The 20,545-nt window shown below is 68.9% G+C and carries 21 protein-coding genes; 10 read left to right on the top strand and 11 right to left on the bottom strand.

The window, feature by feature from the left end; genetic code table 11:
• Window positions 1-20: 20 nt before the first annotated feature.
• From EV675_RS21190 to EV675_RS21160, 7 genes are all read right to left on the bottom strand, one after another.
• Entirely contained in the window at window positions 21-455 is a 435-nt protein-coding gene (locus tag EV675_RS21190) for a nuclear transport factor 2 family protein (RefSeq protein ID WP_130359510.1), read from the bottom strand.
• A 31-nt stretch (window positions 456-486) separates the two neighbouring features.
• Window positions 487-1,476, bottom strand: coding sequence for an NAD(P)H-quinone oxidoreductase (locus tag EV675_RS21185; protein ID WP_130359508.1), 990 nt, complete (start codon window positions 1,474-1,476; stop codon window positions 487-489).
• Window positions 1,473-2,504, bottom strand: coding sequence for an alpha-ketoacid dehydrogenase subunit beta (locus tag EV675_RS21180; RefSeq protein WP_130359506.1), 1,032 nt, complete (start codon window positions 2,502-2,504; stop codon window positions 1,473-1,475). Before EV675_RS21180 ends, EV675_RS21185 begins: the two co-directional genes overlap by 4 nt.
• Entirely contained in the window at window positions 2,497-3,474 is a 978-nt protein-coding gene (locus tag EV675_RS21175) for a thiamine pyrophosphate-dependent dehydrogenase E1 component subunit alpha (protein WP_130359504.1), read from the bottom strand. Before EV675_RS21175 ends, EV675_RS21180 begins: the two co-directional genes overlap by 8 nt.
• Entirely contained in the window at window positions 3,471-4,250 is a 780-nt protein-coding gene (locus EV675_RS21170) for an HpcH/HpaI aldolase family protein (RefSeq protein WP_130359502.1), read from the bottom strand. Before EV675_RS21170 ends, EV675_RS21175 begins: the two co-directional genes overlap by 4 nt.
• A 3-nt stretch (window positions 4,251-4,253) precedes the next feature.
• A complete protein-coding gene (locus EV675_RS21165) occupies window positions 4,254-5,228 on the bottom strand; it encodes a Bug family tripartite tricarboxylate transporter substrate binding protein (RefSeq protein WP_165404690.1) in 975 nt (324 codons plus the stop codon).
• Window positions 5,229-5,291: 63 nt separating this feature from the next.
• A complete protein-coding gene (locus tag EV675_RS21160) occupies window positions 5,292-6,626 on the bottom strand; it encodes a Rieske 2Fe-2S domain-containing protein (protein ID WP_130359498.1) in 1,335 nt (444 codons plus the stop codon).
• Between the two features lie 95 nt (window positions 6,627-6,721).
• Here EV675_RS21160 and EV675_RS21155 point away from each other — a divergent pair, with 95 nt between their 5' ends.
• A complete protein-coding gene (locus EV675_RS21155; protein WP_242621523.1) occupies window positions 6,722-7,582 on the top strand; it encodes an IclR family transcriptional regulator in 861 nt (286 codons plus the stop codon).
• Here EV675_RS21155 and EV675_RS21150 read toward each other — a convergent pair.
• Window positions 7,570-8,478: a DUF72 domain-containing protein gene (locus tag EV675_RS21150; protein WP_130359496.1), complete on the bottom strand. Its 909-nt coding sequence runs from the start codon at window positions 8,476-8,478 to the stop codon at window positions 7,570-7,572. The two genes, EV675_RS21155 and EV675_RS21150, sit on opposite strands and share 13 nt — an antisense overlap.
• A gap of 65 nt (window positions 8,479-8,543) precedes the next feature.
• Between EV675_RS21150 and EV675_RS21145 the strand changes: the two genes are divergently transcribed.
• From EV675_RS21145 to EV675_RS21110, 8 genes are all read left to right on the top strand, one after another.
• Window positions 8,544-10,622: an ATP-dependent helicase gene (locus EV675_RS21145; RefSeq protein ID WP_130359494.1), complete on the top strand. Its 2,079-nt coding sequence runs from the start codon at window positions 8,544-8,546 to the stop codon at window positions 10,620-10,622.
• Between the two features lie 116 nt (window positions 10,623-10,738).
• Entirely contained in the window at window positions 10,739-13,132 is a 2,394-nt protein-coding gene (locus EV675_RS21140; RefSeq protein WP_130359492.1) for a bifunctional salicylyl-CoA 5-hydroxylase/oxidoreductase, read from the top strand.
• Between the two features lie 127 nt (window positions 13,133-13,259).
• Window positions 13,260-14,033 carry an SDR family NAD(P)-dependent oxidoreductase gene (locus EV675_RS21135; protein ID WP_130359490.1) on the top strand — a complete coding sequence of 258 codons (774 nt, stop codon included), beginning with the start codon at window positions 13,260-13,262 and terminating at the stop codon, window positions 14,031-14,033.
• 10 nt (window positions 14,034-14,043) lie between these two features.
• Entirely contained in the window at window positions 14,044-14,583 is a 540-nt protein-coding gene (locus EV675_RS21130; protein ID WP_130359488.1) for a MarR family winged helix-turn-helix transcriptional regulator, read from the top strand.
• A 17-nt stretch (window positions 14,584-14,600) separates the two neighbouring features.
• Window positions 14,601-15,455: an enoyl-CoA hydratase family protein gene (locus tag EV675_RS21125; RefSeq protein ID WP_130359486.1), complete on the top strand. Its 855-nt coding sequence runs from the start codon at window positions 14,601-14,603 to the stop codon at window positions 15,453-15,455.
• A gap of 1 nt (window position 15,456) precedes the next feature.
• Entirely contained in the window at window positions 15,457-16,644 is a 1,188-nt protein-coding gene (locus EV675_RS21120) for an acyl-CoA dehydrogenase family protein (RefSeq protein ID WP_130359484.1), read from the top strand.
• 33 nt (window positions 16,645-16,677) lie between these two features.
• On the top strand, window positions 16,678-17,070 hold the full coding sequence (locus EV675_RS21115) for a RidA family protein (protein ID WP_130360276.1): 393 nt from the start codon (window positions 16,678-16,680) through the stop codon (window positions 17,068-17,070).
• A gap of 76 nt (window positions 17,071-17,146) precedes the next feature.
• The gene (locus EV675_RS21110; protein WP_124688895.1) at window positions 17,147-17,347 is read left to right on the top strand and encodes a hypothetical protein; all 201 of its coding nucleotides are present in this window, start codon (window positions 17,147-17,149) and stop codon (window positions 17,345-17,347) included.
• A 9-nt stretch (window positions 17,348-17,356) separates the two neighbouring features.
• On the opposite strand, the gene EV675_RS21105 is transcribed toward EV675_RS21110, so the two are convergent.
• Window positions 17,357-17,665, bottom strand: coding sequence for a hypothetical protein (locus EV675_RS21105; protein WP_124688896.1), 309 nt, complete (start codon window positions 17,663-17,665; stop codon window positions 17,357-17,359).
• Between the two features lie 38 nt (window positions 17,666-17,703).
• Entirely contained in the window at window positions 17,704-18,618 is a 915-nt protein-coding gene (locus EV675_RS21100) for a YihY/virulence factor BrkB family protein (protein ID WP_087839534.1), read from the bottom strand.
• A gap of 178 nt (window positions 18,619-18,796) precedes the next feature.
• On the opposite strand from EV675_RS21100, the gene EV675_RS21095 reads away from it, so the two are divergent.
• The gene (locus EV675_RS21095; protein WP_130359482.1) at window positions 18,797-19,525 is read left to right on the top strand and encodes an OmpW/AlkL family protein; all 729 of its coding nucleotides are present in this window, start codon (window positions 18,797-18,799) and stop codon (window positions 19,523-19,525) included.
• 12 nt (window positions 19,526-19,537) lie between these two features.
• Here the strand turns inward: EV675_RS21095 and EV675_RS21090 are convergent, their stop codons facing one another.
• On the bottom strand, window positions 19,538-20,503 hold the full coding sequence (locus EV675_RS21090) for a Bug family tripartite tricarboxylate transporter substrate binding protein (RefSeq protein WP_130359480.1): 966 nt from the start codon (window positions 20,501-20,503) through the stop codon (window positions 19,538-19,540).
• Window positions 20,504-20,545 lie beyond the last annotated feature (42 nt).

Below are 20,545 nucleotides of genomic sequence, written 5' to 3'. Positions count from 1 at the left end.
GCGCGGCACCGGTCCGGCGTTCAGCGCGCCGGACCGGCCTCGAAGCGGCGCGCGAGCGTCTGGCTGTCGAATTTCCATCCTTGCTCGGTGCGCACGAGTTCGGCCGTGCCGGCCAGCAGCATGGCCGGTCCGGCCATGGGCGCCGCCGCGTCGTCCGCGATCTCGCCCGCATGGCGATACACCGTCAGGTAGTAGGTCGCGCTGGCCGTGGAGGCCGAGCCGGGTTCCACGCGCAGGTTGGTGACCACATGGGCGACCCGTTGGTTGCGCGGGCGGCGTTCCAGTTCCTCCAGGATGCGGGCATGGCCGCGCAGCGCGGCGCCGGCGCGGTGCCATACGCCTTCGGGCGTGTACAGGTCCAGCATGCGCGCATAGCGCCAGTGGTCGTAGTGGTGGAAGAAGTCGTGCACCACGCGGCTGCACGACCATGCGGTTTCCAGTTCGGAGGTCGTCATGGCGGTCGGGTCCTTGGAAGGTTGGGGGGCATCAGCTCACCGCGAGCACGATCTTGCCGGTGTGGGCGCTGCTTTCCATGCGTTCGTGCGCGCGCACCGCGTCGGTCCACGGGATGACGCTGTCGATGGCCGGCGTGCCTTGTCCGGCCGCCAGGCGTGGCCACCAATGGCGTTCCAGCTCGCGCGCGATGGCGGCCTTCTGGGCGACCGAGCGGGGCCGCAGCGTGGAGCCGGTCAGCGTGGCGCGCTTGCGCAGCAGGGCGGGGATGGGCAGGACCGCCTCGGGGCCGCCCATGAAGGCGATCAGGGCGATGCGGCCGTCCGGCGCCAGGGCCTCGATGTCGCGGGCCACATAGGGGCCGCCCACCATGTCCAGCACGACGTCGACGCCGCGGTCCCGGGTGAAGGCCAGCGCCTGCCGCACGAAGTCTTCGTTGCGGTAGTCGATCGCCAGGTCGGCGCCCAGCATCCTGCAGAAGGCGGCCTTGTCGGGCGTGCCTACGGTCGTGAGTACACGGGCGCCGAAGGCCTTGCCCATCTGGATGGCGGTGACGCCTATGCCGCTCGAGCCGCCATGGACCAGCAGGCTTTCGCCGGACTGCAGGCGTGCCCGCGAAAACAGATTGTCCCAGACGGTAAAGCAGGTTTCGGGCAGGGCCGCGGCCTGTTCCAGCGAAAAGCCAGCCGGCACGGGCAGGCAGTGTTCGGCCGGAGCGAGGCAGTGACTGGCGTAGCCGCCGCCCGGCGTCAAGGCGCAGACCGTATCGCCCGCGCGCCAGCGTTCGACGCCGGGGCCGACGGCGGCAACGCGGCCCGAGACTTCCAGGCCCAGGACGGGCGAGGCGCCCGGAGGAGGCGGATAACGGCCGACGCGTTGGGCGCAGTCGGGCCGGTTGACGCCGGCGAAAGCCACTTCGATCAGGACCTCGCCCGGGCCGGGCTCGGGCATGGCGCCTTCGGCCAGCCGCAGGACCTCGGGCGGTCCGCCGCCGCCATGGTCGATGTAGCGCAGCGTGCTCATGGCTGGGTCCTCCGGTCCCGCTGTTCGCCCACGAGTTCGCGCGCGGCCTGACTGATGCGGCCGGCGTCGGGGATGAGCGCGGCCTGCAAGTGCGGCGCCGCGGGAATGCGGCAGTCGGCCACGCCCAGGCGCCGCACGGGCGCGCGCAGGCGGCCGTACAGTTCGTCCTGCACGCGGGCCGCGATCTCGGCGCCGAAGCCGCCGGTCACGTTGGCCTCGTGCACGACCAGCAGGCGGCCGGTGCGGCCGACGCTGGCCAGCAGGGCGGGCCAGTCGAAGGGGGCGATCCAGCGCGCGTTGATCACTTCGGCCTCGATGCCTTCGCGCGCCAGCCGGGCGGCGGCCTCCAGCGCCTGGAACAGCATGGCGCCCCAGGCCACGACGGTGAGGTCGCCGCCTTGTCGCGCGAGGCGGGCGCCGCAAGCGTCTTCGATGGGGCTGCCCAGCCTGACCGGCTGCGGGTCGCCGTGATACATGGCGCGGTTCTCGATGACCAGGGTCGGGTCGTCGCAGCGGATGGCGGCCAGCAGCATGTCGTAGGCATCCTGGGCGGTGGCCGGAATGCCCACGCGCAGCCCGGGTATGTGCGCGTACAGCGCCTCCAGGTTCTGCGAGTGCTGGGCGCACGAACCGGGCGTGGCGCCCTGCTGGGTGCGCACGGTCAGCGGCGCGGCCAGCCGGCCGGCCGAGACGTAGCGCACGTTGGCGGCCTGGTTCACGAGCTGGTCCATGGCGACCAGGCTGAAATCTATCCACATGATCTCGACCACGGGCCGCAGGCCGCTCATGGCCGCGCCCACCGCCACGCCCAGCATGGCGGTCTCGCTGATGGGGGTGTCGAACACGCGCGCGGCGCCGGCCTGCCGCTGCAGGTCCTTGGTCACGCCGAAGACGCCGCCGGGCTTGCCGACGTCCTCGCCGTACAGGACGACCTCGGGCATGTCCTCCAGCGCGCGGGCCAGCGCGGCGTTCACCGCCTTGCCGAAACTGAGCGGAACAGCGTCCGTGGAAGAAGGGGCTTCAGGCATACAGGTGCTCCATGACGGTGGCCGGATCGGCCAGGGGCGCGGCCAGGGCCGCTTCGGCCGCCCGCGCGATGTCGGCCGTGGCCGCGGCTTCCAGCGCGGCCAGGGTGTCGGCCGCCACGCCGTCCGCCGCCAGGCGCTGCCGCAGGCGCGCGATGGGCTCGCGCTGCCTGGCCTCGGCCAGTTCGCCGCGGGGCCGGTAGCCTTGCAGGTCGCCGTAGTAGTGGCCGACCAGCCGCTGGGTCATCATCTCGATCAGGGCCGGGCCTTGTCCCGCGCGGGCGCGCGCCGCGTGGTGCGCCACGCAGTCGCGCACGGCGGCGACGTCGTTGCCGTCTACCCGTTCCCCCGGCATGCCATAGGCGGCGGCCCGTTTGTGCAGCTCGGCATCGCGCACGGTCTCGGCTACCGGCGTCAGCTCGGCGTAGGTGTTGTTCTCGCAGATGAACAACACCGGCAGGTCGCGATACGCGGCGAAGTTCATCGCCTCGTGGATGGCGCCCTGGTTCATCGCGCCGTCGCCGAAGGCGGTCAGCGCCACGCGTTCCTCGCCGCGCAGCACCGAGGCCAGCGCGGCGCCGCAGGCGATCGGGGCGCCGGCGCCGACGATGGAGTTCTCGCCGTAGAAGCCATGGTCGGCGGCGCTGAACATGGCCGACCCGCCGCGGCCCCGGCACACGCCGCTTTCGCGGCCCAGCAGTTCGGCCAGTATCCCTTGCGCCGGCACGCCGCGCGCCAGCGCCCACCCGTGGCCGCGATAGGTGGAGAACACCGGGTCGTCCGCCCGCAGTGCCTGGCACGAGCCCGCATAGATGGCTTCCTGGCCGATGCACAGGTGGACCGAGCCCTGGATGGACTGCGCCTTGCGCAGCTCGGTGATTTTTTCCTCGAGCAGGCGGATGCGCAGCATGGTGTCCAGGGCCGCGAGTCCGCGCGCGAACGGCCCGTCGCCGGAGGTCGCCGCGAGGTTCATCGGGCGGCCTGCACGTGCTTGGCGGCCAGCGCGTCGGCCGTGCGCACCAGCAGCGACAGGTCCGAGCCGACGATGACCACCGTGGCGCCTGCCGCGACGTAGCGCTCGCATTCCGGCGATCCCGCCAGCACGCCGGCCGGCATGCCCAGGGCCACCGCGCGCCGTATCCCTTGCTCGATGGCTTCCACGACCTCGGGATGGTTGGGCTGCCCCATGTGTCCCATGTCGGCCGACAGATCGGTCGGCCCGAAGAACACCATGTCCACGCCTTTGACGCGGCAGATCGCGTCCAGGTTGGCCATGGCCTCGCGCGTCTCGATCTGCGCCAGCAGGCAGGTCTCCTGCGCGGCGCGCGCATAGTATTCCTTGTCCCGGCCGTAGCGCGTGGCGCGCATGGTGCCGCCCAGGCCGCGCACGCCGCCCGCCGGCGGGTAGCGGGTGTAGCGCACGGCGGCGCGGGCTTCGTCGGCGTTCGAGATGTTGGGTACCATCAGCGCCTGCGCGCCCAGGTCCAGGTACTGCTTGAACGAGGCGGGCTCCAGGATGGGGACGCGCACCGTGGCCGCCGTGTGGCCCGTCGCCAGCGCCGCGAACTGGGCATGCAGGTGGGGCATGCTCTGGGGCGAATGCTCCAGGTCGAACATGATGAAGTCGAAACCGCTGCCGGCCAGCGCCTCCACGGTCTGCAAGGCGTTGGAGACACAGAACAGTCCATACTGGGGATGCCCGGACTGGATCAGGCGCTTGAATCGGTTTTGCACGGGGGATGAGGTCATGTCTTACTCCGGTGAAATGCCTGCCTTGCGTTGGACCTCCTGCCAGATGGGCAGGTCGGCCTTCATTTGCGCCGTCATCTCGGCGGGGGTGCTGCCGGTCAGCTCGACGCCGCTGCTGCGGAACTTCTCGCGCAGCGCGGGTTGGCGCAGGATGGCGCGCAGTTCGGTCGACAACTTGTCGATGATGGGTTGGGGGACGCCGGCCGGCGCGACGATGCCGAACCAGAACGAGGCGTCGAAGCCGGGCACGGTGTCGGCGATGGGCGGGATGTCGGGCGTGCCGCTGGCGCGCGTCTTGCTGGTCACGCCCAGCACCCGCAGCCGTCCGCCGTGCACCAGCGGCAGGGCCGAGGTGCCGACGTCGAACACCAGCTGGATCTGCCCGCCCACGAGGTCGCTCAGCGCCGGCATGCTGCCCTTGTAGGGAATGTGGACCATGTCCGTACCGGTCATGGACTTGAACATTTCCGCGGTCAGGTGCAGCGAGCTGCCCGCGCCTATCGAACCGAAGCTGAGCTTGCCGGGATTGCCGCGGGCATAGGCGATGAGATCGGCCACCGACTTCACCGGCAGGGATGGATTGACCACCAGATACAGCGGCGTGGTGAAGGCCAGCGACACCGGCGCGAAATCCTTGAAAGGGTCGTAGGGCAGGTTCTTCTGCGCCGCGATGTTCAGCACCAGGCTGGACAGGCTGCCCAGGAACAGCGTGTAGCCGTCGGGCGCCGACTTGGCCACGAACTCCGCGCCTATCATCTGGCTGGCGCCGGGCTTGTTCTCGACGATCACCGGCTGGCCCAGGCGCTGAGCGAGATTCAGCGCGATGTCGCGCGCGGCGGTGTCGCCGATGCCGCTGGGCGGGTAGGGCACCACCAGCTTGATCGGTTTGACCGGGTAGTTCTGGGCGTGCGCGCCCGGTGTTGCCAGAGCGCAGGACAGCACTGCGCTCGTTGCCGCGAGCAGCTTGATTAGTCTCATCATCGTCTCCGGAATGGCGGCGCTGTCTTCGCGCCGCTTCATGCTTGGGGGGAAATCAGCGAGTCATCGTTCCTGCCCGACGTAGCCCAGGGGGTTGCCGAAGCGCTCGGTCATGACTTCGTCCAGCGCCTTGGACTTGTGCGCGACCCAGCCGCCGGACAGCACGGCGTATTCGTCGGGGTGGGACAGCGCCTGGGGCGTCCTGCCCGCCATCTCGTCGCGGATCAGGCCCAGCAGCAGGCGGCGCATGCGCACGATGCCCAGGTCGGTGGGACCGAGGTGTTCGCGCGTGCGGTCGGCGATCGGGCCCTGGCTGTCCTGGATGGCGGCGTCCTGTTCGGATACGCCCTGGATGCCGGTGAAGCTGTTGCGCTTCTGGTCCTCGCGGTCGATCAGGTAGTCGTTGCGCAGGTTCCGATAAGGCACGTAGTGCTCGTCCACCTGGGCGTGGATGGTGTGCCCCTGGCGCGCCGCCTCCCGTTCTTCCTCGGTCAGCGGCCGGTCGGGGTTCCAGGTATAGGTATAGATCCAGCACGAGGTGTCGTTCACGGGCACGAAGGTCTGCCCATGGTAGTTCTCGCCGGGGAAGGCGCTGGGCGCCAAGGCATGGTTGGGGACCAGGTAGTGGGCGATGCGCCAGTACAGGTCGTCGCCGTCGGCCTTGCGCGCGCCGCCCACCACCAGGCCGGCGGGGAACTCGTCCACCGAGAAGGCCGGCATCGGGTCGTCGCGCACCCACTTGAAGCGGTCGTTGCGCACGGCCTGCGCGCCCAGCGCGGCATGCTTGATCCGCTCCATCACGGCCTCGGCCGTCTCGGCTTCTTCCGTGCCCAGCAACATGTGCAGGAACGAGAAATGGGTCGTGTCCAGCGCGCCTTCGACGCATTGCAGCCAGTTGCAGTCCTGCCATTTCTTGCTGACGTAGCGGTGCGAAGGCGGCACCAGGGCGAAGGCCAGCCGGGGCAGCGGCGGCGGTTCGGCGGCCGGCCCCATGTAGGCCCACACGTATTCGCCCCATTCGCGCGTGGGATAGGATTTCAGGCGGACGCGGTCGCGGTAGGGCGAATCGGCCGGCATGGTGGGCATCTCCAGGCAGCGCCCGTCCACGCCGAATTTCCAGCCATGGAACACGCAGCGCAGTCCCGAATGCTCGTTGCGGCCGTAATAGAGATTGGCGCCGCGGTGCGGACAGACAGGGTCGACCACGCCGACGCGTCCGGCGCTGTCGCGAAAGGCCAGCAGGTCCTCGCCCATGACCTTGATGCGCTTGGGCGGACAGTCCGGCTCCGGCAATTCCTCGGACAGCAGGACCGGCACCCAGAACTGGCGCAACAGGCGCCCGGCGGGAGTGTCGGGGCCGGAACGGGTGATCAGTTCGTTGTCTTCCGCGCTCAGCATGATGGGGCCGTCTCCTTGGTGTTCGTGCGGGAAGTGTCGTGCCGTGCGGGAAATCGCTGGTAGGGAAGTTCGGATATTTTGAATAGCATTCTGCAATGCAGAATACGCACTGGACCGCCATGCCGCGCAATCCCTATCAGATCGACGAGGAGCCCAGCGACATCGAGTTCGATGCCTACGAGGCGCACGAGGGCGACCGGCTGTTCGCCTCCACGCTGGCGCGGGGGATGCAGATCCTGCGCTGCTTCACCCCGCTCGAGCCGGCCCTGGGCAACAAGGAACTGGCGCGCCGCACGGGCCTGTCGCCCCCGACCATCTCGCGCTTCACCTACACCCTGGTGAAGCTGGGCTACCTGCGGCCCGATACGCTGTCGGGCAAGTACCGTCTGGCGCCGGGCGTGGTGTCGCTGGGCTACCCGCTGCTGGCCTCGCTCACCTTGCGCCAGCTGGCCCGTCCGCTGATGAACGTGCTGGCCGAGTCGATGAACTGCTCGGTGTCGATGGGCATACGCGACCGCCTCAGCATCGTCTACGTCGAGACGAGCCGCATCACGAGCGCCTTCGCGCCGCAGCTCTCGGACATCGGCCTGCGCTTTCCCATCGTCTCGACCGCCATCGGCCATGCCTTCATCTCGGGGTGCGAGCCCACCGAACGGCAGAAGCTGCTGAACGAGATCCGGGTCAAGACGCCGCGCATGTGGACCGAACACCAGGACCATGCGGCCCGTTCGGTCGAGGCCTTCGCCAAGAAGGGCTTTTGCAGCGTCTACGGCGAACAGCATCCCGACCACTATGCGGTGGGGGTGCCCATGGGCCGGCTGCGAGACGGCGAGCTGATCGTGTTCAACGCCGTGATCCCCCGTTTTCGCGCCTCGCGGCAGAGCGTGGAGGAGGGGCTGGCGCCCCGGCTGGTGGAGATGGTGGCGCAGGTGCGCCGCAGCAGCTACGCCGTCTGACGCGGCCGCCGCCGGCGGATGTCGTCGAAGGCCGCCGCGTTGCGCACGCCCTGGTCCTCGAAGTTGGTGTTGAACAGCACGTGGACGTTGGCCGCGGCCTGCGTGAGCTTGCGCACCAGTTCGGCGATGCGTGCCAGTTCCTCGGGCGTGTATTCGTAGACGAAGCGGCCCGACGAGGCGGCGATGCCCCGGCGGTTCCAGGCCTGGCCGTTGCGCCCGTGCAGGCGCACCACCGCCAGGTCCGGGCGCGTGGCCGCCCAGACGGCGGGCACGCTGTTCACGTACTGGTCAGGGCTGTCGACTACGGTATGGGCCGCGCCCAGGTCGCGCAGCAGGGCCAGCGTGCCGGCCCGGCCCGCCGGGTCCAGCCAGCCGCGATGGCGGAATTCCACCGCGTGCACCTGGTCTTCCATGCGGCGCGCGCAGGCGCCGACCAGGGCGCGGCCGGCGGCGTTGTTGCGCACCCGGGGCGCGTACTGGAAATGGACCGCCGCCAACTGGCCGCTCTGGCGCAGCGGCTCCAGGGCTTGCAGGAAACGGCCCCAGAGTTCGTCGCGCAGTTCGCCCGGCAGGGTGGCGTGGTCGACGATGCGGGCCTCGGGCGGAAGTTCGGCGGCGATGTCGGCCGGCAGCGCCGCGACCGGGGTCAGGTGTCCGGTGAACAGGCGGAAGGCCTTCAGGTGGAACACGAAGCCCGGCGGCGTGCGCTGCGTCCACAGGTAGGCCGTGCGCGCGGCGGGCAGGCGGTAGTAGCTGCTGTCCACCTCGACCAGCGGGAAGCGCGAGGCATAGAAGCGCAGCCGGTCCTCGGCCGTGCGGGCCGAGGCGGGATAGAAGCGGCCGCAGGCCAGCAGGGTGGGATCGGTCCAGGACGAGGTGCCGACGCGCACGGTCATGGCGGAAATCCGAAGGAAGGGAACGGGCGTTTATACTGGATGAATATACAGTCTTCCCGCCTCCCATGTCACATGTCCCCGACACGCCGGCCCACGATCCCTGGGCCGACCTGAATCCCCGCCAGCGCGAGGCCGTCGAATACGGCACCGGCGCCGACGCCGAACGCTGCGGACCGCTGCTGGTCATCGCCGGCGCGGGTTCGGGCAAGACCAGCACGCTGGCCCACCGGGTGGCCAACCTGGTCCTGAAGGGGGCCGATCCGCACCGGATCCTGCTGCTGACGTTCTCGCGCCGCGCCGCCATCGAAATGGAGCGCCGCGCGGGCCGGGTCATGCAGGCCGTGTTGGGCCTGGGCGGGCAGCCGCCGTCGCTGCCCTGGGCCGGCACCTTCCACGCCATCGGCGCGCGGCTGCTGCGCGACTACGCCACGCGCATCGGCCTGTCCGAGGCCTTCACCATCCACGACCGCGGCGACGCCGAGGACCTGATGGGCTTCGCGCGGCACGAGCTGGGGTTCTCGGGCACCAAGTCCCGCTTTCCCCTGAAGGGCACCTGCCTGGCCATCTATTCGCGCGCGGTCAACAGCCAGGCGCCGCTGCACGGCGTGCTGGCCCGGCACTTTCCGTGGTGCGCGCAGTGGGAAGAGCAGTTGAAGACGCTGTTCGGCTCCTACGTGCAGGCCAAGCAGGACCAGCACGTGCTGGACTACGACGACCTGCTGCTGTACTGGGCCGAGATGACCAGGGAGCCCGCCATCGCCGCCGAGCTGGGCGCCACCTTCGACCACGTGCTGGTCGACGAATACCAGGACACCAACCGCCTGCAGGCGCAGATCCTGCTGGCCATGAAGCCGGACGGCCGCGGCCTGACGGTGGTGGGGGACGACGCCCAGTCCATCTATTCGTTCCGCGCCGCCACCGTGCGCAACATCCTGGATTTCCCCTCGCAGTTCTCGCGGCCCGCGCACGTCGTCACGCTGGACCGCAACTACCGCTCGACCCAGCCCATCCTGGACGCCTCGAACGCGGTCATCGCCGAGGCGCCCGAGCGCCATGCCAAGCAGCTCTGGACCGATCGCGCTTCGGCGCAGCGGCCGCAACTGGTCTATGTCAGCGACGAGCCGGGGCAGGCGCGATGGGTGGCGGACCAGATCCTGGCGCGGCGCGAGACCGGCGTGCGGCTGATGTCCCAGGCCGTGCTGTTCCGCTCGGCCAGCCACAGCGCCGGGCTGGAGCTGGAACTCACCCGCCGCAACATTCCCTTCGTCAAGTTCGGCGGCCTGAAATTCCTCGAAGCCGCGCACGTGAAGGACGTGCTGGCCCTGCTGCGCTGGGCCGCCAACCCGCTTGGCCGCCTGTCGGGGTTTCGCGTGGCCCAGTTGATGCCCGGCATCGGCCCGGCCAACGCCGCGCGTCTGCTCGACGCCATGGCAGAGTCCGGGCAGGCGGTGCAGGCGCTGGCCGGCTTTTCCCCGCCGGCCGCCGCGGCGGAGGACTGGAAAGTCTTCGCCGACACCTTCGTGGCGCTGAGCGATCCGGGACTGGCCTGGCCCGCGCACCTGGACCTCGCGCTGCGGTGGTACGGTCCGCATCTCCAGCGGCTGTACGACGACGCGGTCGTGCGCCAGGCCGACCTGGACCAGTTGGCGCGCATCGCCGGCACCTACGGGTCGCGCGAGCAGTTCCTGACCGAGCTGACGCTGGACCCGCCGGATGCCACCAGCGCCCAGTCGGGGCAGCCGCTGCTGGACGAGGACTACCTCATCCTGTCCACCATCCATTCGGCCAAGGGGCAGGAATGGAAGGCCGTCTACGTGCTGAACGTGGTCGACGGCTGCATCCCCTCGGACATGAGCACCGGCGACGCCGACGAGATCGAAGAGGAGCGGCGCCTGTTGTACGTGGCCATGACCCGCGCCAAGGAAGACCTGCAACTGGTCGTGCCGCAGCGCTTCTACGTGCACCAGCAAAGCGGCATGGGCGACCGCCACGTCTATGGCACGCGCAGCCGTTTCATCCCGGAACGCATGCTGCCGCTGTTCGAGATCCTGCCCAAGGCCAGGCAGGGCGCGCCGGCCGCCGCGCCGGCCCAGCCGGCCGTTCGCGTGGACATCGCCAGCCGCATGCGCAACGCCTGGCGTTAGGCGCCAAAATGCTTGACGCAAAAATATTTTAAGTATGAAATAATAGCCACCAGACAGGCGGATACGCGTGTTCCGCCGCCACTTTTCCAGCCGTCGAGCCGGCCAGCGGAGGACTCATGAATATCGCGTGCATCGGAGGAGGGCCCGCCGGGCTGTATTTCGCGCTGCTGATGAAGAAGCGGGATCCATCATCCCGCATAGTCGTCATCGAACGCAACCGTCCTTACGACACCTTCGGCTGGGGCGTGGTGTTCTCGGACCAGACGCTGGGCAACCTGGTGCAGGCCGACGAGACCACCGCGCGCCGCATCCTCCAGTCCTTCAACCACTGGGACGACATCGACGTCCATTTCAAGGGACGCACCATCACCTCGGGCGGCCACGGCTTCTGCGGCATCGGCCGCAAGCGCCTGCTGAACATCCTGCAGGACCGCTGCGTGGAACTGGGCGTCGAACTGGTGTTCGAGACCGAGGTGGACGACGACCAGGAAGTGGCCCGCCGCTACGGGGCCGACCTGGTCATCGCCTGCGACGGCCTGAACAGCAAGGTCCGCAAGCGCTACGAAGAAACCTTCAAGCCGGACATCGAGACCCGCGACTGCCGTTTCGTCTGGCTGGGCACCAAGAAGCTGTTCCCGGCGTTCACCTTCGCGTTCGAGGAAACCGAGCACGGCTGGTTCCAGGCGCACGCCTACCAGTACGACGGCGATACCTCCACCTTCATCATCGAGACGCCCGACGAAGTCTGGCAGCGCGCCGGCATCGACAAGATGAGCCAGGCCGAGGCCATCGCTTTCTGCGAAAAACTCTTCGCCAAATACCTGGATGGCCAGCCGCTGCTGAGCAATTCGCCCCACCTGCGCGGTTCGGCGAACTGGATCCGTTTCCCGCGCATCGTCTGCGGCAGCTGGGTCCACTGGAACGACATCGACGGCAAGCGCGTGCCGGTCGTGCTGATGGGCGACGCTGCCCACTCGGCGCATTTTTCCATCGGCTCCGGCACCAAGCTGGCGCTCGAAGACGCGATCGAGCTGGCGCGCTGCTTCGACACCTACCAGGGGCAGGACCTCGAGGGCGTGATGGCCGGCTACGAGGCGGTGCGGGCCATCGAGGTACTGAAGATCCAGAGCTCGGCCCGCAATTCCATGGAGTGGTTCGAGAACGTCGACCGCTACGTCGACATGGAGCCCGAGCAGTTCGCCTATTCCATGCTGACGCGCAGCCAGCGCCTGTCGCACGAGAACCTGCGGCTGCGCGACGCGGCCTATGTAGAAGGCTACGAGCGCTGGTTCGCGCGCAAGGCGTTCGCGGCGGCCGGCCTGGCCGAGCCCCCGGCGTCGCGCGGCAAGCCCATCCCCCCTATGCTGACACCGCTGCGGGTGCGCGACCTGGTGCTGAAGAACCGCATCGTCATGTCGCCCATGGCCCAGTATTCGGCGGTGGGCGGCACGGTGGGCGACTTCCACATGGTGCACCTGGGCAGTCGCGCGATGGGCGGGGCCGCCATGGTCGTCGCCGAGATGACCTGCGTGTCGGCCGACGCGCGCATCACGCCGGGGTGTCCCGGGCTCTACCGTCCCGAACATACCGAGGCCTGGAAGCGCATCGTCGATTTCGTGCACGAGCATACCGATGCCCGGATCGCCGTGCAGATCGGGCACGCCGGGCCCAAGGGATCGACCAGGCTGGCCTGGGAAGGCACGGACCTGCCGCTGGAGTCCGGCAACTGGCCGCTCATCGCGGCGTCCGAGGAACAATACCTGGCCGGCGTGTCGCAGGTGGCCCGCGCGGCCACGCATGACGACATGCGCCGTATCCTGGGCGATTTCGTGCATGCCACGCTCGAGGCCGAGAAGGCCGGGTTCGATTGGCTGGAACTGCACTGCGCCCACGGCTATCTGCTGTCCACGTTCATTTCGCCGCTGACCAACCGCCGCACCGACGAGTATGGCGGCAGCCTGGAGAACCGCTGCCGCTATCCGCTCGAGGTGTTCGCCGCGATGCGCGCGGTGTGGCCCGCGCACAAGCCCATGAGCGTGCGCATCTCGGCGCACGACTGGGTCGAAGGAGGGATCACGCCCGACGACGCGGTCGAGATCGCCCGGCTTTTCAAGGCCGCCGGCGCCGACATGATCGATTGTTCGTCGGGGCAGGTCAGCAAGCGCGAGCAGCCGGTGTACGGCCGCATGTTCCAGACGCCGTTCGCCGACCGTGTCCGCAACGAGGCCGGGATCCGGACCATCGCGGTGGGCGCCATTTTCGAGGCCGACCACGTCAATGGCATCATCGCGGCGGGACGCGCCGACCTGTGCGCGCTGGCCCGGCCGCACCTGGCCAATCCGGCGTGGACGCTGCTGGAATCGGCGAAGATGGGATGGGACGTGGAGTGGCCCAAACAGTACTACGCGGGCCGCCTGCAACTGGAACGCAACCTGGAACGCGAACGCCAGATCGCGGCGGCGACGCAAGGCATGTCGCCCCGCGAAATCGCCGCGCGCCTACTGGAGTAAGGACGGGACCACTCCCTACGCCCTTCGGGCGCCCCCTCAAGGGGGCGGCGCTGGCGGACCGGCAAAGCCGGATCCGCGGTGCCATGGGTCTGGGCATGAGTCATACGATGGAGTGGTGACATAGCTCATGGATCAATTGAACGGAAAGCATGCGCTGGTGACCGGCGGCGCGCGGGGCATAGGCCTGGCCATCGCTCGCGAACTGCTGCGCCAGGGGGCCGCGGTCACGCTGACGGGCCGGGACCTGGCCGCGCTGGATGGCGCGGTGGCGGCGCTGGCGCCGCTGGGCGCCGCGCACCGGGTGCGGATGGACGTGGCCGAACCGGCCTCGGTCGAGCAGGGCATGGCCGACGCGGTGCGCGCGGCGGGCCGCATCGACATCCTGGTCAACAACGCCGGCCAGGCGGAATCGGCGTCCGTGGGCAAGACCGACGACGCCCTGTGGGCCCGCATGCTGGCGGTCAACCTGAGCGGCACCTTTTATTGTTCGCGCGCGGTCCTGCCCGGCATGCTGGAAGCCGGCTGGGGGCGCATCGTCAACGTGGCCAGCACCGCCGGCCTGATCGGCTATACCTACACGGCGGCCTATTGCGCCTCCAAGCACGGCGTCGTCGGGCTGACGCGCGCGATGGCGCTGGAAGTCGCCACCAAGGGCGTCACGGTCAACGCCGTGTGCCCCGGCTTTACCGAAACCGACCTGGGCCGCGAGGCCATCGCCAACATATCCGCCCGCACCGGCCGCAGCCAGGCCGAGGCCACGGCGGCGCTGGCCGCGTTCAATCCGCAGAAGCGGCTGGTGCAGCCCGACGAAGTGGCCCATGCCGCCGTCTGGCTGTGCCTGCCGGCCTCGGCCGCGATGAACGGCCAGGCCATCGCGGTCGCGGGCGGCGAAGTCACTTGAAGGAGTAACGATGGCTCGCAAGCCCATCGATGAAACCGGTACCGGCGCGGGACGCGAGCCCGCGCCGGTGCTCGACCTGGAAGCCCGGCTGACGGAAGACCACCACCAGTCGCTGGTGCTGTGGCTGCGCATGCTGTCCTGCACGGTGCGCATCGAGACCGAGATCCGGTCGCGCCTGCGCGCCGATTTCGACATCACGCTGCCGCGCTTCGACCTCATGGCCCAGCTCGAGCGGCATCCCGAGGGATTGCGCATGGGCGAGCTGTCGCAACGCATGATGGTGACCGGCGGCAACGTCACCGGCATCACCGACCAGCTCGAAGAAGAAAAGCTGGTGGTGCGCGAGCCCTCGCCGGAAGACCGGCGCGCCTTCGTGGTCAAGCTCACGCCGTCCGGACGCAAGGCCTTCGCGAAAATGGCGGCCGTGCACGAGCAGTGGATCGTCGAGCTGTTCTCGTCCCTGCCCGCGGCTTCCAAGGACACGCTGATCGAACTGCTGTCGCAACTGAAACAAGGGCTGACCGAGCGGTCGCCCGCCGAACGCAAATAGAACAGGAGGTGACGACCATGCGCTACGTTCATGGGGAAAGACAGATGCTGCACGGCGGCCGCACCGCCATGGCCGACTACGAGGCCCGGCATTTCTCGCTGGAGGTGCGCGACGGGGTCGCCATCGTCACGCTCGACCGCCCCGAGCGCAAGAATCCGCTGACCTTCGATTCGTATGCCGAGTTGCGCGATTTCTTCCGCGCGCTGGCCTATGCCGACGACATCCGCACGGTGGTGGTGCAGGGCGCGGGCGGCAATTTCTGCTCCGGCGGCGACGTGCACGACATCATCGGCCCGCTTACTCGCCTGGACATGCCGTCGCTGCTGGCCTTCACGCGGATGACCGGCGACCTGGTGAAGGCCATGCGCGCCTGCCCGCAGCCCATCGTCGCGGCCGTGGACGGCGTGTGCGCGGGCGCGGGCGCGATCCTGGCGATGGCCTCGGACATGCGCCTGGGCACCGCGCGCAGCAAGACCGCCTTCCTGTTCACCCGCGTCGGCCTGGCCGGCTGCGACATGGGCGCGTGCGCGCTGCTGCCGCGCGTGATAGGACAGGGCAGGGCGTCCGAGCTGCTGTACACCGGCCGTTCGATGGGGGGCGACGAGGGTGAGCGCTGGGGGTTCTTCAACCGCCTGTGTGAACCGGACGCCCTGTCGGACCAGGCCTACGAACTGGCGTCCAACCTGGCGCAGGGCCCGATGTTCGCCCACGCGATGACCAAGCGCATGCTGCACCAGGAATGGAACATGGGCATCGAGCAGGCCATCGAGTCCGAGGCGCAGGCCCAGGCCATCTGCATGGCCACCAACGATTTCCACCGCGCCTATCACGCCTTCGTGGCGAAACAGCGCCCGATCTTCGAAGGTGATTGAAGTGAGCGACACATCGAATTCGAGCAGGGCGCAGCACCTGGCCTGGCCGTTCTTCGAGCTGCGGCACCAGGAACTGGTGGCGGAGCTGGACCCGTGGGCGGCGCGGCGGGTGGCGCATGCGCATGGCGGGGATACCGATGCGACCTGCCGCGGACTGGTGCGGGCGCTGGGCGAGGATGGATGGCTACGGTATGCCGTGGCCGGACTGGAGCATGGCGGGCTGACCAACACCATCGACACCCGCGCCGTCTGCCTGATCCGCGAGACGCTGGCCTATCACGACGGGCTGGCGGATTTTTCCTTCGCCATGCAAGGCTTGGGGTCGGGCGCGATCAGCCTGTTCGGCACCGGCGACCAGCGCGCGCGCTACCTGCCGCGCGTGGCCGCTGGCCAGGCCATCGCCGCGTTTGCGCTGTCCGAACCGGAGGCGGGCTCGGACGTGGCCGCGATGGCCTGCGCGGCCACGCTGGACGGTTCGCACTACGTGCTGGACGGCAGCAAGACCTGGATTTCGAACGGCGGCATCGCCGACTTCTACGTGGTGTTCGTGCGCACCGGCGAGGCGCCGGGCGCGCGCGGCATCACCGCGCTGGTGGTCGATGCCGACACTCCCGGGCTGGAAATTGCCGAGCGCATCGACGTGATCGCGCCGCATCCGCTGGCGCGGCTGCGCTTTGCCGGCTGCCGCGTGCCGGTGTCCCAGCGCCTGGGCGAGCCGGGGCAGGGCTTCAAGGTCGCGATGGCCACGCTGGACGTCTTTCGCACCTCGGTGGCGGCCGCGGCGCTGGGCTTCGCCCGCCGCGCCCTGGACGAGGCGCTGGCGCGCGCGACCTCGCGCCGCATGTTCGGCCAGACGCTGGCCGATTTCCAGTTGACCCAGGCGAAGCTGGCCGAAATGGCCACCGGCGTCGATGCCGCGGCGCTGCTGACCTACCGGGCGGCCTGGATGCGCGACGGCGGCGCGCGCATCACCAAGGAGGCGGCCATGGCCAAGATGACCGCCACCGAAACCGCGCAGCGCGTGATCGACGCGGCGGTGCAGATGTTCGGCGGGCAGGGCGTGGTCAGCGGCGAGACGGTCGAGCGGCTGTACCGCGAGATCCGCGCGCTGCGCATCTACGAAGGCGCCACCGAAGTCCAGCAACTGATCATCGCCCGCGAGCTGCTGCGCGCGGCGGGCGCGGCCTGAAGAACGACGAAAGGAGAACCCATGGCACCGAACATCGAGATACTGCAGCCGGCCGGATGGCCCCGCCCCCGCGGCTACAGCAACGGCCTGGCCGCACGCGGCAAGCAGGTCTTCATCAGCGGCATGATAGGCTGGGAGCCCGACGGCGTGTTCCGAGCCAAGGACTTCGCCGGCCAGGTCCGGCAGGCGCTGGCCAACATCGTCGAGGTGCTGGCCGAGGCCGGCGCGGGGCCGGAGCACATCGTGCGCATGACCTGGTACGTGCTGGACAAGCGGGTCTACGTCGCGTCCTACGAGGACATCGGCAAGGCCTATCGCGAGATCATCGGCCGCCATTTCCCCGCGATGACGGCGGTGCAGGTGGCCGGCCTGGTCGAGGACGAGGCCCAGGTCGAGATCGAGGTGACGGCGGTCGTCCCCGACTGACCGCATCCGGGTCGCGCGGCGCGGGGGGGATGGGTATCATTTCACGTATGGACGCTTGCACACACGGAGAGCCATCGTGAAAGACACCCCCCACAGCCTCAAGCCCGGGTACTACTGGTATTTCATCGACACCGACCCGCCGTCCGTCATCCACATCCACGACACGGGCGCGGCCAGCCTGATGGGCACCGACTACGAGGTGCCGCCCGAAGACGTGGCGGAAATGATCTCGCGCGGCGAGACCTTCGTCTGGATCGATCCGCCGCTGGTGCCCTAGTTACAGGTTTCAGTGCCAGACGCCGGCCTCGACGAAGATGTGCCGGCTGGCTTCCAGCAGCTCGGCGCGGGGCGCGCCCAGCTTGATGGCTTCGCCCACCTGCAGCGGCACGTACTTGGTGGCCGACACCAGCACCGGCTGTCCGGCCGGCTGGCCCGGCCAGCTCAGGGCCAGGCAGTGCTGGTGATGCGGTTTCTCGCCTTCGTACTTGGCCACCACGACGCCGCTGCGCAGCTCGATGGCGGTGCCCGCATGATGGTCGATCTCGAACTGCGGCAGACTGCCCAGGAATCTGATGTAGGGATGCAGCGCGGCCATCGTCGTCTCCCCCGCGTACCGGGTGAAGCTATCCTACTTCAACGGGGGATTTCGTCCAATGCCTGCGCGATACTGCGCTTGCCCTTGCCGAAGGTATCGGCGTATTGCCGCGTGAAGGCGGCGCCGAAGAAGAATATCTGCGCCGAATAGTAGATCCACAGGATCAGCGCGATGACCGAACCGGCCACGCCGTAGGACGACGCCACGCTGCCGTGACCCAGGTACAGGCCGATGACGCCCTTGCCGATCAGGAACAGCACGGCCGTCATCAGCGCGCCCGGAACGACCTCCCGCCAGGGGATATGGATACTGGGCAGCAGCTTGAACACCACCGCGAACAGCGCCGTGACCACGGCGAACGAAAACAGGTTGGACACCAGCAGCGCCGCGGTCGAGAACACCGACTCGGCCCAGTACGCGTGCCAGTATTCCTGCAGTGCGGCCAGCGCGGCGTTGATGGCCAGCGAGATCAGCAGGAACAGGGCCAGCACCAGCACCAGCCCGAACGACAGCAGCCGGCCGCGGACCAAGGCCCAGATGCCGGACGTCCTGGACGATGGCACGTCCCACAGCTCGTCCAGGCTCTCTTTCAGTTCCGAGAAGGCCGTGGTCGCGCTGAACATCAGCAGCACGGTCGAGATCAGGGCGGCGGCCCAGCCCTTGTCCGATTGCTGGGCGCTGGCCAGGACGGTCTGGATGGCCTCGGCTCCCTGGCGCCCCGTCAGCGAGCCGATCTGGCTGACGAGCTGGTTGCGCACGGCATCTTCGCCGAAGAATGCGCCGGCGATGGCGATGACCAGCAGCAGGATGGGCGCCAGCGAGAACACCATGTACAGGGCCAGCGCCGCACCCTTGCTGGCGGCGCGGTGATCGGACCACCGGCGCGCGGTGTCCCACAGCAGTGCGACGATGAGCACGCGGCGCAGACGGTCCAGGTAAGGGCCCAGGGGCATGGCGGCGCAACCTCCGCGGGAACGGCATGGCTCCATTCTGGGCGTGGGGCGGCGCAGCGTCAGTATCCGAACACAAACCGACGCAAATGTAGATTTTGCTAACGCGTTACCGATATGCGACCATCGGCAGGTTAAATGTGCATCGAGGCGCGACCCGGAACATTCGGAAAGGACATTCATGAAGCATCGAATCCTGTTGGCCATGCTGGGAACCCTGTGCGCCGCGGCGGTTCACGCGCAAGGCGCCGGATCCAACGTCTTCGGCGTGGGCTGGATGCATCTCGCCCCGCAGGATACGAGCAAGCCGTTGACCATCGTTGCGCCCGGCGCGGTGGCGGGGCCCGTACCCGACACCGGATCGTCCCTGGAAAGCGCGGATACCCTGGGGCTGACCTATACGCGTTTCCTGACCGACCACGTCGCGGCCGAACTGGTCCTGGGCGTGCCGCCCCGGTTCAAGCTGAATGGCGAACAGGCATTGGCGCCGGTGGGGCTGCTTGGCTCCGCCCGCCAGTGGAGTCCGGCCGTGGTGTTCAAGTATTTCTTCGGCCCGGCCGACAGCGCTTTCCGGCCTTTCGTCGGAGCCGGTCTGAGCTACATCTGGTATTCGGACGTGCGCCTGACCGATGGCTTCCAGCGCGCGGTGTCGGCCACCGTCACCCGGAACACCAATCCCGGCTTGAAGACCGAGGCCGAGGTCGACAGCAAATGGGCGCCGGTGCTCAATGCCGGCGCCGCCTATCAGATCGACAGGAACTGGGGGGCGCTGCTGTCGGTGTCCTACCTGCCGGTCAAGACCCGTGCCCGCCTGCGTACCCATGGCACGCCGGCGGGTACGATCGAAAGCCAGGCGGACCTGAAGATCAACCCCATCGTGGGCATGCTGGCCGTCACCTACCGTTTTTGAACGGCGCCGGCGTCAGTCCTGCGCGCTGAAGCCGGTCTGGGCCACGATGTCGCGCCAGCGCGCGATTTCGCTGCGCGTGTAGGCGGCCAGCGCGTCGTGCCCGGCGTAGGCCGGATTCACGCCTTGCTCGATCAGCTTGCGCTGGACGTCGGCGTCCTTCATCACCTGGCCCACGGCCTCGTCCAGCTTGTTCACCACGGCGGCGGGCGTGCCCTGGGGCGCATACAGCCCGTACCAGCCGGTGGCGTTCACGTCGGGGTAGCCGGCTTCGGCCATGGTCGGGACGCCGGGGGCGGCGGGTTGCCTGCGCTCTCCGGTCACGGCCAGGATCTTCAGCTTGCCGCCCTGGGCCAGCTGCTGCGCGACCTGCAGGACCACGAAACCGAACTGCACCTGGCCGCCCACGAGATCGGTCACCAGGGGCGCCGAGCCCTTGTAGGGGACGTGCTGCATGTCCAGCTGCGCCTTGCGGTTGAACATGTCGCCGGCGAACTGCGACGGCGAGGCGGCGCCGAACGATCCATACGAGTACTTGCCGCGTCCGGCCCGCAGCCAGGACACCAGCTCGCCCAGCGAGGCCGCCGGCACGCTGGCCGGAGTGGCCAGGGCCAGCTCGAAATCCACCAGCCGCGCCACGGCGGTGAAGTCCTTGACGGGGTCGTAGGGCAGTTTCTTGAAGGTGACGGGGTTGACCGCCATGGTCTGGGCAAAGCCCATCAGCAGCGTGTAGCCGTCGGCCGGGGCCTTGGCGGCGGCGGCCGAGCCGATGAAGCCGTTGGCGCCGGCCTTGTTCTCGACGATGACGGGCTGCCCCAGGCGGGTGCGCAGCTTGTCGGCGACCATGCGGGCGACGACGTCGGGCGTGCCGCCCGCCGGGCCCGGCACCACCAGGGTGATGGGGCGCGAAGGATAGGTGTCGGCCTGCGCGGCGGTGGCCGCGAGCAGGCAGGAGATCGTCAGGATGGCGTGGCGGAACATGATTTCCCTCTTTGCTGCGAACCCCCCATCCTAAGGGCGGTG

Source organism: Pigmentiphaga kullae, from assembly GCF_004216695.1.
In the GTDB taxonomy this organism is placed as follows: domain Bacteria; phylum Pseudomonadota; class Gammaproteobacteria; order Burkholderiales; family Burkholderiaceae_B; genus Pigmentiphaga; species Pigmentiphaga kullae.
Note: the sequence above shows the minus strand (reverse complement) of the source record. Positions and strands in the feature narration are given on the sequence as shown.

Excerpts from the sequence above, each read along its gene's own strand:
- EV675_RS21190 (WP_130359510.1), bottom strand. The coding sequence starts at position 455 with ATGACGACCTCCGAACTGGAAACCGCATGGTCGTGCAGCCGCGTGGTG.
- EV675_RS21185 (WP_130359508.1), bottom strand. The coding sequence starts at position 1,476 with ATGAGCACGCTGCGCTACATCGACCATGGCGGCGGCGGACCGCCCGAG.
- EV675_RS21180 (WP_130359506.1), bottom strand. The coding sequence starts at position 2,504 with ATGCCTGAAGCCCCTTCTTCCACGGACGCTGTTCCGCTCAGTTTCGGC.
- EV675_RS21175 (WP_130359504.1), bottom strand. The coding sequence starts at position 3,474 with ATGAACCTCGCGGCGACCTCCGGCGACGGGCCGTTCGCGCGCGGACTC.
- EV675_RS21170 (WP_130359502.1), bottom strand. The coding sequence starts at position 4,250 with ATGACCTCATCCCCCGTGCAAAACCGATTCAAGCGCCTGATCCAGTCC.
- EV675_RS21165 (WP_165404690.1), bottom strand. The coding sequence starts at position 5,228 with ATGAGACTAATCAAGCTGCTCGCGGCAACGAGCGCAGTGCTGTCCTGC.
- EV675_RS21160 (WP_130359498.1), bottom strand. The coding sequence starts at position 6,626 with ATGCTGAGCGCGGAAGACAACGAACTGATCACCCGTTCCGGCCCCGAC.
- EV675_RS21155 (WP_242621523.1), top strand. The coding sequence starts at position 6,722 with ATGCAGAATACGCACTGGACCGCCATGCCGCGCAATCCCTATCAGATC.
- EV675_RS21150 (WP_130359496.1), bottom strand. The coding sequence starts at position 8,478 with ATGACCGTGCGCGTCGGCACCTCGTCCTGGACCGATCCCACCCTGCTG.
- EV675_RS21145 (WP_130359494.1), top strand. The coding sequence starts at position 8,544 with ATGTCACATGTCCCCGACACGCCGGCCCACGATCCCTGGGCCGACCTG.
- EV675_RS21140 (WP_130359492.1), top strand. The coding sequence starts at position 10,739 with ATGAATATCGCGTGCATCGGAGGAGGGCCCGCCGGGCTGTATTTCGCG.
- EV675_RS21135 (WP_130359490.1), top strand. The coding sequence starts at position 13,260 with ATGGATCAATTGAACGGAAAGCATGCGCTGGTGACCGGCGGCGCGCGG.
- EV675_RS21130 (WP_130359488.1), top strand. The coding sequence starts at position 14,044 with ATGGCTCGCAAGCCCATCGATGAAACCGGTACCGGCGCGGGACGCGAG.
- EV675_RS21125 (WP_130359486.1), top strand. The coding sequence starts at position 14,601 with ATGCGCTACGTTCATGGGGAAAGACAGATGCTGCACGGCGGCCGCACC.
- EV675_RS21105 (WP_124688896.1), bottom strand. The coding sequence starts at position 17,665 with ATGGCCGCGCTGCATCCCTACATCAGATTCCTGGGCAGTCTGCCGCAG.
- EV675_RS21100 (WP_087839534.1), bottom strand. The coding sequence starts at position 18,618 with ATGCCCCTGGGCCCTTACCTGGACCGTCTGCGCCGCGTGCTCATCGTC.
- EV675_RS21095 (WP_130359482.1), top strand. The coding sequence starts at position 18,797 with ATGAAGCATCGAATCCTGTTGGCCATGCTGGGAACCCTGTGCGCCGCG.
- EV675_RS21090 (WP_130359480.1), bottom strand. The coding sequence starts at position 20,503 with ATGTTCCGCCACGCCATCCTGACGATCTCCTGCCTGCTCGCGGCCACC.